This window comes from Rhizobium sp. N324, assembly GCF_001664485.1.
Taxonomy (GTDB): Bacteria; Pseudomonadota; Alphaproteobacteria; order Rhizobiales; family Rhizobiaceae; genus Rhizobium.
The window spans coordinates 466,266-478,803 of record NZ_CP013635.1; the positions used below are offsets into that span (position 1 = coordinate 466,266).

10 protein-coding genes are annotated in these 12,538 nt (G+C 63.2%); all 10 read left to right on the top strand.

Features of this window, described 5'->3' with window-relative positions:
* Nucleotides 1-58 precede the first annotated feature (58 nt).
* The 10 genes from ltnD (at nt 59) to AMK05_RS32130 (ending at nt 12,455) form a co-directional block, all read left to right on the top strand.
* On the top strand, nt 59-997 hold the full coding sequence (gene ltnD / locus AMK05_RS32085; RefSeq protein ID WP_064844627.1) for an L-threonate dehydrogenase: 939 nt from the start codon (nt 59-61) through the stop codon (nt 995-997).
* Between the two features lie 2 nt (nt 998-999).
* Nucleotides 1,000-1,776, top strand: coding sequence for a 2-oxo-tetronate isomerase (gene otnI / locus AMK05_RS32090; RefSeq protein WP_064844629.1), 777 nt, complete (start codon nt 1,000-1,002; stop codon nt 1,774-1,776).
* A gap of 3 nt (nt 1,777-1,779) precedes the next feature.
* Complete coding sequence (gene otnK / locus AMK05_RS32095) at nt 1,780-3,060, top strand: 3-oxo-tetronate kinase (RefSeq protein WP_064844632.1); 1,281 nt, start codon at nt 1,780-1,782, stop codon at nt 3,058-3,060.
* A gap of 461 nt (nt 3,061-3,521) precedes the next feature.
* Nucleotides 3,522-4,235, top strand: coding sequence for an HAD-IA family hydrolase (locus AMK05_RS32100; protein WP_064844634.1), 714 nt, complete (start codon nt 3,522-3,524; stop codon nt 4,233-4,235).
* Nucleotides 4,236-4,269: 34 nt separating this feature from the next.
* Nucleotides 4,270-5,880 carry an ABC transporter substrate-binding protein gene (locus AMK05_RS32105; RefSeq protein WP_064844637.1) on the top strand — a complete coding sequence of 537 codons (1,611 nt, stop codon included), beginning with the start codon at nt 4,270-4,272 and terminating at the stop codon, nt 5,878-5,880.
* Between the two features lie 88 nt (nt 5,881-5,968).
* Nucleotides 5,969-6,919, top strand: a complete 951-nt coding sequence (locus tag AMK05_RS32110; RefSeq protein ID WP_064844640.1) for an ABC transporter permease — start codon at nt 5,969-5,971, stop codon at nt 6,917-6,919.
* Complete coding sequence (locus AMK05_RS32115; RefSeq protein WP_064844643.1) at nt 6,916-7,782, top strand: ABC transporter permease; 867 nt, start codon at nt 6,916-6,918, stop codon at nt 7,780-7,782. Before AMK05_RS32110 ends, AMK05_RS32115 begins: the two co-directional genes overlap by 4 nt.
* Nucleotides 7,779-9,434, top strand: a complete 1,656-nt coding sequence (locus AMK05_RS32120; protein WP_064844648.1) for an ABC transporter ATP-binding protein — start codon at nt 7,779-7,781, stop codon at nt 9,432-9,434. The genes AMK05_RS32115 and AMK05_RS32120 overlap by 4 nt, the downstream gene beginning before the upstream one ends.
* A gap of 125 nt (nt 9,435-9,559) precedes the next feature.
* Nucleotides 9,560-10,885, top strand: coding sequence for an NAD(P)/FAD-dependent oxidoreductase (locus AMK05_RS32125; protein WP_064844649.1), 1,326 nt, complete (start codon nt 9,560-9,562; stop codon nt 10,883-10,885).
* Between the two features lie 244 nt (nt 10,886-11,129).
* On the top strand, nt 11,130-12,455 hold the full coding sequence (locus tag AMK05_RS32130; protein WP_064845023.1) for an NAD(P)/FAD-dependent oxidoreductase: 1,326 nt from the start codon (nt 11,130-11,132) through the stop codon (nt 12,453-12,455).
* Nucleotides 12,456-12,538: the final 83 nt, after the last annotated feature.

A 12,538-nucleotide genomic window follows, 5' to 3' on the forward strand; every position in this document is an offset into this window, starting at 1 on the left:
CTCCGGGATTGCACCCGGAGGGCACAGAGTTTTTCTCACAAGACTGGAGAACCTCCTCATGTCGCCATTTGCTGAAAACTCGGGGCCTGCCGTCGTTGCTGCCGTCATCGGTCTTGGTTCCATGGGGCTCGGAATGGCCCGGTCGATGAAGCACGCCGGGCTCGATGTCGTTGGATATGACATCACGCCGGCAGCCGTGGACCGGTTCATCGCCGATGGCGGACGTGGGGCGGCGACCCCGGCCGGCGCGGCGAAGGAGGCCGACATCGTCGTCTCCGTCGTCGTCAACGGCGCGCAGACCGAGGCCGTGTTGTTCGGGCCTGACGGCGTCGCGCAGGCGATGAAACCCGGAGCGGTGTTCATCTCGTCGGCAACCATGGATCCCGCCGTCGCCCGCGATCTGGCACAAAGGGTGGAGGCTCTCGGCCTGCACTATCTCGACGCGCCGATTTCGGGCGGCGCGGCCAAGGCGGCGCGCGGCGAACTGACGATCATGGCGTCCGGCTCCAGACAGGCTTTCGCCACCGCCCGGCCGGGTCTCAACGCCATGGCCGGCAAGGTCTACGAACTCGGCGACGCCGCCGGAGCAGGCGCGGCCTTCAAGATGATCAACCAGCTTCTCGCCGGCGTGCACATCGCAGCCGCCTGCGAAGCCATAACCTTTGCCGCCAAGCAAGGCCTCGACCTCGACAAGGTCTATGAGGTGATCACGGCCTCGGCCGGCAATTCGTGGATGTTCGAAAACCGCGTGCCGCATGTGCTGGCCGGAGACTATACGCCGCTCAGCAGCATCGAGATTTTCGTCAAGGATCTCGGCATCGTCCAGGACATGGCCCGCTCCGAGCGTTATCCGGTGCCGCTCGCGGCAGCGGCGCTGCAAATGTATCTGGCCGCCGCCGGCGCCGGCATGGGCCGTGATGACGATTCCTCGCTCGCACGGCTCTATGCCCAGCTTTCCGGCGCCGAATTGCCCGGTTCCAACAAAGGGGAACGCTAGCCATGCCGGTTTTCGCCGCCAATCTGACGATGATGTTCAACGAATGGACATTCCTCGACCGCTTCGACGCCGCAGCCGATGCCGGCTTTGCCGCCGTCGAATATCTTTTTCCCTATGAAGCCGCGCCGGAGGCAATCGCCGAACGGCTTGCCCGCAACAATCTGCAGCAGGCCTTGTTCAACCTGCCGCCGGGCGACTGGGCGGCAGGCGAGCGCGGCATCGCAGCCCTTCCCGGACGGTTCGATGCGCTAAAGGCGGATGTCGAGCGGGCACTCGACTATGCGGCGGCGACCGGCGTCAGGCGGCTCCACCTGATGGCGGGCATCGCCGACCCTCATGACGAAACCGCCGCCGCCTCTTATCGGCGCTCCGTTACCTATGCTGCCGGGCGGCTTGCGGACAAAGGCATCGATCTCGTGCTCGAGCCGATCAACGGCCGGAACATGCCGGGATATTTCCTCAACGACTTCGGCGCCGCCGAAAAGCTGATTGCCGAATGCGGCCTGCCCAACCTGAAACTCCAGTTCGACATCTATCATCGCCAGATCATCCATGGCGACGTCACGATGGCGTTGCGGCGCCTGCTGCCGATCACCGGCCACATCCAGATCGCCAGCGTGCCGTCCCGCAACGAGCCGGACGGGGAAGAACTGAACTATCCCTATCTGTTCGGCGAAATCGACCGCCTGGGTTACGACGGGTTCATCGGCTGCGAATACGTCCCGCGCGGCCACACACTGGACGGCCTCGGCTGGTTCAGACCTTTTGCACGGAGCTAGACAATGGCTATTTTGCTCGGATCAATCGCTGACGACTATACAGGCGCGTCGGACCTCGCCAACACGCTGACGAAGAACGGTCTGCGCACGGTGCAGACGGTCGGCATCCCCGATCCGTCGCTGGCGCTGCCCGACGTCGACGCCGTCGTCGTTTCCCTGAAGATCCGTTCCGTTCCGGCGACAGACGCCGTAACGGCTGCAACCAGCGCCGAACGATGGCTGCGTCGGCGGGGCGCGAGCCACGTGCTCTACAAGATCTGTTCGACCTTCGATTCCACGGATGCCGGCAATATCGGACCGGTCACCGAAGCATTGAGCCACGCTGCGGGCAGCGGCATTGTGCTGGTGACACCGGCCTTCCCCGAAACGGGTCGCACCGTCTATCTCGGCCATCTCTTCGTCGGCGGACAGCCGTTGAACGAAAGCCCGCTCAAGGACCACCCGCTCAATCCGATGCACGATGCCAATCTCGTGCGGGTTCTCGCCCGGCAATCGCATGGCGCCGTCGGGCTGATCGATCTCACGGCCATCGCGGCCGGCCCCGGCGCCGTCAAAACGAGGCTCGAGGCGCTGCGCGCGGCAGGCGTCAGCGCTGCCGTCGCCGATGCGATTTTCGAGCGGGATTTGGAAACGCTCGGCGAGATCGCATTGGAAACACCGGTCTCCACCGGCGCGTCCGGGCTCGGCCTCGGCCTTGCCCGCGCGCTCGTCCGCTCCGGTCGGATATCGCCCGACGGTACAGCGCCGGCCGATGCCATTCGGCCGGTCGGTGGGCTCTCCGCGATCGTTGCCGGCAGCTGCTCCAAGGCAACGCTGCACCAGCTCGACGTCGTCGAACGGTCGATGCCCGTGCTGCGGCTCGATCCGGAACGGCTGCTTGCCGGTCCGGATGAGATCGCCGCCGCGATTTCCTGGGCCGGAGACCGCATCGCCGCCGGCCCCGTCGTGGTCGCCGCAAGTGCTGTCCCCGAAACCGTGACCCGGCTGCAATCCCTTTATGGACGGGAGGCCTCCGGCCACGCGATCGAGACCGCAACGTCGATCATCGCAGCCGAACTGGTGGCAAGAGGCGTGCGGCGCCTCGTGGTCGCAGGCGGCGAAACGTCGGGAGCGGCAGTCGACAGGCTCGCCATTCCGGCCTTTTTGATCGGACCGGAGATTGCGGCCGGCGTGCCGGTGCTGCGCACGGTCGGCAATGCCCAGGGCGACATGCTTCTGGCGTTGAAATCAGGCAACTTCGGAGGCGAAGATTTCTTTGCGGCAGCGCTGGCGATGATGCACTGACCTATCTCCAGCTTGGCGGAAGTGCCGGCGGAAACGGACCCCGCCGCCACCGCCGATCTCAGCACGGCGCTTGAATGCGCGGCCTTTGACCTCGTCATCCCCCGCATTCAGCCATGGCGTCTTTGTCATGGGCTGCCGTGTACTGCGCCGAAACGATAGGCAAGATCGTCGAGCGCGCTCCAAGTTACGTGAACAAAACACGAACGGTGCGGGCGGGCGCGTGGGCGAAGCAGGCCTCAGAATATCGCGAAACGGTCAGATTCGGTATTTTGTGCCGCCATATGGCGCCTTTCAGGAGAATCCGGCGCGGTGCCGGTGACAAACTACGGTCACTGAAGGGCTCGGATCCCGGCAAATGCGAGGCCTTCTATAGAAGAGCGGGACAACGATCTCGCCTGCGGAACAGAATATTCTTCTTCGAGAACCGTGCTCCCACTGGGGCCGAACACTGGGGAATTCACGTGAGCAAGAGCCTTCCGGAATTCAAATACATGACATTCGATGTCGTCGGCACGCTCATCGACTTCGAGAGCGGTCTGAAGACCTGCCTCGCCGAGATCGCGGCGGAGGCGGGAGGCACCGTCGACGGCGAGCAGGCGCTGCGCCTCTATCGCGCAGCCCGCTATGCCGAGGATGCCGGCCTCTTTCCCGACGACCTCGTGCGCGTCTACCTCGCGATCGCGCCGACGCTTGGTCTGCCCGCCGATCCAAAATATGGCGAACGGCTGCGGGACTCGGCCAAGAGCTGGAAGGGTTTCGCCGACAGCGCCGCAGCGCTGGCCACACTTGCGAAGGATTACCGCCTCGTTGCGATGACCAATGCCCGCCGCTGGGCCTTCGATTTGTTCGAGAAGGAACTCGGCAACCCCTTTCATGCCGCCTTCACCGCCGACGATACCGGCACCGAAAAACCCGATCCCGCATTCTTCGAGAGGGTTTTCGCCTACGTTGCCGCGGAAGGCCATTCGAAGGCCGACATCCTGCATGTTGCCCAGAGCCAGTACCACGACATCGGCATTTCCAGGGAACTCGGGCTGGCCAATTGCTGGATCGAGCGGCGTCATGCCCAGAAGGGTTACGGCGGCACGATCGAGCCGCTCGAGTTCACCAAACCCGATTTCCATTTCACGTCCATGGCAGGCCTTACGGATGCCGTGGCTGCTGCACGCGCCTGACTTTAAAACCGCCACAGAAGAAAAGGGGAATGAGATGAACAGCAAGATTACCAATTGGACCAGCTCTGACGACGCCATGATCGAAACCGCCATCCGTCGTGGCGCGACCCGCCGCGAGCTGCTGCATATGCTGCTCGCGGGCGGCGTGGCCATGTCGGCCGGCGGGCTCGTGCTCGGCCGCGCCGGCAAGGCGCTTGCGGCGACGCCGGTTTCCGGCGGATCGCTCAAGGCAGCCGGCTGGTCGTCCTCGACGGCCGATACGCTCGACCCCGCCAAGGCCTCGCTCTCCACCGACTATGTCCGGTGCTGCTCCTTCTATAACCGCCTCACTATCCTCGACCAGACCGGCAAGCCGCAGATGGAGCTTGCCGAGGCGATCGAATCCAAGGATGCCAAGACCTGGACGGTGAAGCTGAAAAGCGGAGTCACATTTCACGACGGCAAGCCGCTGACATCAGACGACGTGGTCTTCTCTCTGAAGCGCCACCTCGATCCCGCCGTCGGCTCGAAGGTCGCCAAGATCGCCGCCCAGATGACCGGCATCAAGGCGATCGACAAACAGACCGCCGAGATCACGCTCGCCAACGCAAACGCGGACTTACCGACCATCCTGTCTCTGCATCATTTTATGATCGTTGCCGACGGCACGACCGACTTTTCAAAGGCGAACGGCACCGGCGCTTTCGTCAAGGAGGTGTTCGAGCCCGGCGTGCGCTCGGTCGGCATCAAGAACAAGAACTACTGGAAATCGGGCCCGAACGTCGATTCCTTCGAATATTTCGCGATCAGCGACGACAACGCCCGCGTCAATGCCCTGCTTGCCGGCGACATCCACCTCGCAGCCACGATCAATCCGCGCTCCATGCGCCTCGTCGAGGCTCAGGGCGATGGATTTACATTGTCGAAGACGACTTCCGGCAGCTATACCAACCTCAATATGCGGCTGGATATGGAGCCCGGCAACAAGCGGGACTTCATCGAAGGCATGAAGTCCCTCGTCAACCGCGAGCAGATTGTCAAGTCGGCGCTACGCGGACTTGGAGAGGTTGGCAACGACCAACCCATTTCACCGGCGAACTTCTTTCATGACCCGAACCTGAAGCCGCGGGACTTCGATCCCGAGAAGGCGAAGTTCCACTTCGAAAAAGCCGGTGTTCTTGGCCAATCGATTCCCATCATTGCCTCTGATGCGGCGAACTCGTCGATCGACATGGCCATGATCATTCAGGCCGCCGGCGCTGAAATCGGCATGAAGCTCGACGTCCAGAGGGTACCTTCCGATGGATACTGGGACAACTACTGGCTCAAAGCTCCGATCCACTTCGGCAATATCAACCCGCGGCCGACCCCTGACATCCTGTTTTCCCTGCTCTACAGCTCGGACGCCCCGTGGAACGAAAGCCACTACAAGTCGGAGAAGTTCGACAAGATGCTGATCGACGCGCGCGGTTCACTCGACCAGGAGAAGCGCAAGTCGATCTACAACGAGATGCAGGCTATGGTCGCTCAGGAAGCCGGCACCATCATTCCGGCCTATATTTCGAATGTCGATGCCACCACCGCCAAGCTCAAGGGTTTGCTACCCAGCCCGCTTGGCGGCCAGATGGGATATGCGTTCGCCGAATATGTCTGGCTCGAAGCCTGATAAGCGCGGGAGCCGGGGCTGCAGACGCGCCCCCGGCTCCGCCATTTGATCGCCGAACCTCAACTCGAACGCCAAAAGGGAGCCGCGCGTGAACAACCAGGTCTTATCCCTTGTGCTGGGCAGATTGCTCATCGCCCTGATCACCCTGGTGATCGTCTCCTTCGCCGTGTTCTTCGCGACAACGCTGTTGCCGGGAGACACGGCGGCGATCCTGCTTGGCCAGGCGGCCACGCCGGAAGCCGTCGAAGGTCTTCGCAAGGCGATGCATCTCGACGAGCCGGCGCTCTTTCGTTTCCTGCGCTGGTCCGTCGGACTGCTGCAGGGCGACCTTGGCACCTCCTACGCCAACCAGATGCCGATCGCCGATCTTATTGCCGGCCGCTTCGTCAATACGCTGAAACTCGCCGGGGTCACCGCGCTCTTCTCCGTGCCGATTGCGCTGACGCTCGGGATCACCGCGGCGATGCTGCGCGGCACGCTTTACGACCGGATCGTCACCGTGATCACCATCGGCGTCATCTCCGTGCCGGAGTTCATGGTCGCGACCTCTGCCGCGCTGATCTTCGCCGTTTATCTGAAATGGCTGCCGGCGCTGTCTTTCGCCAATGAAATCCACAGCCTGGCCGACATGTTGCGCGTCTATGCCATGCCGGTGATCACCCTCACCTTCGTCGTCTCGGCGCAGATGATCCGCATGACGCGCGCGGCCGTCATCGAGACTCTCAACACACCCTATGTCGAAATGGCGTTGCTGAAGGGAGCCTCCCGGCCGCGCATCGTCTTTCGCCATGCGCTGCCCAATGCGCTAGGCCCCATCGTCAATGCCGTCGCACTGTCCCTGTCCTATCTGCTCGGAGGCGTCATCATCGTCGAGACGATTTTCAATTATCCCGGTATCGCCAAGCTGATGCTGGATGCCGTCGCCACCCGCGACCTGCCGCTGATCCAGAGCTGCGCGATGATCTTCTGCCTGGGCTATCTGCTCTTGATCACCATCGCCGATATCATCGCCATCCTTTCCAATCCGAGGCTCCGATGACCATGAGCACATCCGAAACCACCTCCGGCCGGCTGTCCGGAACCTCGTTCGGCTATCGCTTCAACATCGTCGGCGCGATCGGGCTTGCCGTCATCCTCTCCTGGGCGCTCGTCGCGATCTTCGCGCCGTTGATCATCCCCTATCCCGTCGGCGAGATTGTCGATCTCGACTATTTCGGCCCGATGAGCCGGCAACTCTGGCTCGGCTCCGACTATCTCGGCCGCGACATGCTCTCGCGGATTCTGATGGGCGCGCGATACACGGTCGGCATCTCGCTGGCGGCGGTGACGATCGCCTGCTTCAGCGGCGTCGTGCTCGGCATGATCGCCGCGGTCGCCGGCGGCTGGCCGGACACGATTCTCAGCCGCTTCCTCGATGCCCTCAATTCCATTCCGAGCAAGCTGTTCGGCCTGGTGGTGGTCGCCGCCGTCGGTTCCTCGGTCCCGGTCCTGGTCCTGACGCTGTCGGTGATCTACATTCCCGGCGCCTATCGCTTCGCCCGGGCGCTCGCCGTTAACATCAATGCGATGGATTTCATCACGGTCGCGCGCATCCGCGGCGAAAGCACCCTCTATCTCATTCGCTCGGAAATCCTGCCCAACATCGTCGGGCCGGTGCTAGCCGACCTCGGAATTCGCTTCGTCTTCATCGTTCTGCTCCTTTCCGGGCTTTCCTTCCTGGGCCTCGGCGTACAGCCGCCCTATGCCGATTGGGGAGCGCTGGTGCGCGAGAATATCGGCGGGCTGCCGTTCGGTGCGCCGGCGGTGATGTTTCCCTCACTTGCGATCGCCAGCCTGACGATCAGCGTCAACCTGCTGATAGACAACCTGCCGCAGAAAATTCGCGACCGGAGCACGTCATGAGCAATTTCATTGAAATCCGCGACCTGAAGATCGAGGCCACCACCGATTCCGGCCGGCGTGTCGAGATCATCAAGGGCGTCAGCCTCGACGTTGCCGAGGGCGAGATCGTCGCGCTGATCGGCGAGAGCGGCTCGGGCAAGACAACCATCGCCCTGACCCTCATGGGCCACACCCGTGCGGGCTGCCGCATCACCGGCGGCAGCGTTTCGGTCGGCGGCAAGGACATGGTCACGCTCAGCGAGAAGCAGCGCGCCAAGGTCCGCGGCACCAAAGTCGCCTATGTCCCGCAATCCGCCGCCGCCGCCTTCAACCCGGCGACAACGATCATGGACCAGGTGATCGAAGTCACGCGGATTCATCGGCTGATGTCGCCGGACGATGCGCGCGCCCGGGCAGTCGAGCTTTTCCGGGCGCTGTCGCTGCCGGAACCCGAGACGATCGGCAGCCGCTATCCGCATCAGGTGTCCGGCGGCCAGCTGCAGCGCCTGGCCGCCGCCATGGCGCTGATCGGCGACCCCACCCTCGTCATCTTCGACGAGCCGACGACGGCGCTCGATGTGACGACCCAGATCGAAGTGCTGCGCGCTTTCAAGTCGGTGATGAAGAAGGGCGGCATAGCGGGCGTCTATGTCTCGCACGACCTTGCCGTCGTCGCGCAGATCGCCGATCGCATCATCGTATTGAAAGGCGGGGAAGCTCAGGAAACCGGCACCACCAACGAGATTCTCAACAACGCGAAGCATCCCTACACCAGAGAGCTGCTCGCAGCCTTTGAGCCGAAATCGCGCGGCGCAGCCGAACTGGCCGCCAATGTGACGGCGCCGCTTCTGAAAATCGAAGATCTCGTCGCCGGCTATGGACAGCGCCAGGCCGACGGCCTGCCTCTCGTTCGCGCCGTCGAGCATGTCAGCCTGAAGGTGGAGAAAGGTCGAAACCTCGGCATTATCGGCGAATCCGGTTGCGGCAAGTCGACGCTTGCCCGCACCATCGCCGGCATCCTGCCGGCCGCAATCGGTAAGATCGTCTTCGACGGCACCGAACTGCGCCGCAGCGCCCGCGAGCGCTCGCGCGACCAGTTGCGCGAGATGCAGATCGTTTTCCAATATGCCGATACCGCTCTCAACCCGGCAAAATCGGTGGAGGACATCCTCGCTAGGCCCCTGGTTTTCTACCACCGCATGGACAGGCAGGCGAGAAGTGCCCGGATCGATCAGTTGCTCGACATGGTGCGCCTGCCCCGCAGCCTGCGCCATCGCCGGCCGGGAGAACTCTCGGGCGGCCAGAAGCAGCGCGTCAACTTCGCTCGCGCACTCGCCGCCGATCCGAAGCTGATCCTCTGCGACGAGATCACCTCGGCGCTCGACACGGTGGTCGCGGCCGCGGTCATCGACCTGCTCAAGGAATTGCAGCGCGAGCTCGGCCTCTCCTACATTTTCATCAGCCATGACCTCTCGGTCGTGGAGGCAATTTGCGACGAGATCGTCGTGATGTATGGCGGCCGGAAGGTCGAGGAAATCACGCCCTCGACGGTGAAGGCGCCGACGCACCCCTATTCGCAGCTGCTCTTCTCCTCGGTGCCGACGCTCGATCCGGCTTGGCTCGACGGGCTCCAGCAGGATCCTGAACTGGTGCGGGCCTATTGTCGGCAATGAGGGTCACCGGATCGTTTGTCCGACAACGTTCCGCCCGGGAATCATGTAAAAACAAAATGTTAGAGAGGTTCTGCGCTTCGGTGAAAGGCTGAACCCGCTCCAGAGTATGAAACGGAGACACCGCCATGCCTGCACCGCTCGATCGCGTCGATACCACGCCGGAGCTGCCCGCTGCCGCCGATGCTGTGGTGATCGGCGGCGGCATCGTCGGCATTTTCGCGGCCTATTATCTTGCCGGGCGCGGATTGAAGGTTGCCCTCGTCGAGAAAGGCCTTGTCGGGGCGGAGCAATCGAGCCGCAACTGGGGCTGGTGCCGGCAGCAGAACCGCGACGCCCGTGAGCTGCCGATGTCGACGAAGAGCCTCGATCTGTGGGAGCGCTTCGCTGCCGAGACTGGTGAGGATACCGGTTTTCGCCGCTGCGGCCTCTTCTATCTGAGCAATAGCGACGAGGAACTGGCAGGCTGGGCGCGCTGGCGGGATTTCGCGCGGTCGGTCGGCGTCACGACGCATATGCTGAGCGGCGCAGAGGCAACCGAACGCGGGCGCGCCACCGGCGCCTCGTGGAAAGGCGGGGTGTTTTCGCCGACCGACGGCACCGCCGATCCGGCCCGTGCAGCACCGGCCGTCGCGCGGGCCATCCTGAAGCTCGGCGGCACGGTGCATCAATCCTGTGCGGCCCGTGGCATCGACATCGAAGGCGGCCGGATCGCCGGCGTCGTCACCGAACACGGCACGATCCGGACAAAATTTGCGATCCTGGCAGGCGGTGCCTGGGCTTCCTCCTTCTGCCGCCAGCTCGACATTCGATTTCCGCAGGCATCGATCCGTTCGTCGATCCTTTCCGTTTCGCCGGGTGCCGCCGGCCTGCCGGATGCGCTGCACACATCCGCGGTCTCCGTCACACGCCGCAGCAATGGCGGCTATACGCTGGCGATCAGCGGCCGCGGCCGTGTCGATCCCACCGCGCAGCAGTTCCGCTTCGCACGACAGTTCCTGCCGATGTTCGCCCGGCGGTGGCGCAGTCTTGCACCTGGCGGCTTGGAGGGATTTCGTTCCGGTCACGAGTCTCTTGCGCGCTGGCGCCTCGACAGGCCGACGCCGATGGAGCGTATGCGCATCCTCGACCCGGCAATCAACCAGGCCACCATCCGCCTGACGCATGCGCGAGCGCTCGAGCTTCTACCCGCCTTGAAGAAAACCAGTATCAACGCGACTTGGGCTGGCTATATCGACAGCACGCCCGATGGTGTGCCGGGGATCGGCGAGATCGCCACGCTTCCGGGTTTCATCCTCGCCGCGGGTTTCAGCGGCCATGGCTTCGGCATCGGACCGGGCGCCGGTCATCTGATTGCCGATATCGTCACGGGCGATGAGCCGATCGTCGACCCCCGGCCCTATCACCCGGACCGCTTCGAGACATCCGCCTGGGGCAAAGTGGCCGACTTTTGATCTCTCGGCGGCTATAAGCAGCCAACGGCCGCTACGGGAAGTTCGGATTGCAGGAATTCACCGAGATCAAGGGCATTGTCGGGCACGTAGATTTGGGATGCTGCGAAGCGCCTGCCGGCTCAAAGTCGCCGTCACTTTCCGACCGACGATATTCGATGCAAAATACGGCGAATCCGCTGCAACCAGTGCATTCTGCCGCACCCTTTCCCTGATACTGCCGGCTATCATTCACCTTGAGGCCGCCATGTCCCCTTTAATCCACCACATCAGCAGCGATGAAACTCTGCCCACGTCATCAGATGTCGTCATCATCGGGGGCGGGATTGTTGGCGCCAGCGCAGCCTATTTCTTGGCACGGCGCGGTCTATCGGTAGCGCTTGTCGAAAAGGGATATGTCGGCTGCGAACAGTCGAGTCGGAACTGGGGCTGGTGCCGTCGACAGAACCGGGATGAACGTGAATTGCCGCTTGCCGATCTGGCGTTGCGCCTATGGGAAGAGCTGACCGTAGAGATCGGGCATGACCTTGGCTTTCGCCGTTGCGGGCTCCTCTATGCAACCGCTGATCCAAAGCAGCTCGGTGAATGGGAACGTTGGCGCGAGGTTGCCCGAAGGTTTGACGTCAATACCCGAATGCTGACCGCCAGCGAGGCCGCCGCCGCTGTTCCAGCGGCCGGCGGCCGCAAATGGCTGGGCGGTGTCCACGCAGTGGACGACGGCAAGGCTGAGCCTTGGCTCGCCGCTCCTCGGATAGCCGAGGGCGCGCGCAAACATGGCGCAACCATTCATCAGAACTGCGCGGCGCGCGGCCTGGATATCACCAATGGCCAAGTAAGCGGCGTCGTCACCGAGAAAGGCGTTATCCGCACCAATAGGGTGCTATGTGCCGCCGGCGCCTGGGCTTCTGCTTTTCTGCGCATGCATGCGGTTTCCCTGCCGCAGGCTAGTGTCCGTCAGACCGCCTTGCGGACCGGTCCCGCACCCGACTTTGGAGGCGCAATATATACTTCTGATTGCGCCTTGACGCGCCGCATCGATGGCAGCTACACGATAGCCGTCAGCGGCAGAGCGACGCTCGAGCTCACACCGCAGAGCATCCGCTATGCTCGCCCGTTTCTGCCGATGTTCCTGAAACGACGGAGGGCCGTCGAGATTTGCATAGGCCGCTCGTTTTTCCAGGGTCCGGAAACACTCGGGCGCTGGCGCCTCGATAGGCCGACTCCCTTCGAACGCATTCGCGTGCTCGATCCTGCTCCGGACATTCGGATGACGGCTACCATAATGGCGCGGATAAGAGCCTTGCTCCCCGCCGTGGCCGATGCCGGCGTCACGTCTGCTTGGGGTGGATATGTCGACTCCACCCCGGACGCCATACCCGCGATTTCACCGGTGGACAGTATCGGCGGAGTGTTTGTCGCCGCAGGTTGTTCCGGACACGGCTTCGGGGCCGGCCCTGGCATTGGCCACCTGGCGGCGGATCTGGTCGCGGGCGACACGGCAATCGTCGATCCGACACCATTCCGCCTGTCGCGTTTCAGGGACAGATCGAAAATTGAGGTTGGCGCCATCTGACGCAATTCATTCGCGTGGAAGTACAGGCGCCGAGCGATCGCGAGTTGGCCATTTCCCTTGGGTCCAAACGCGATCTTGCCCGC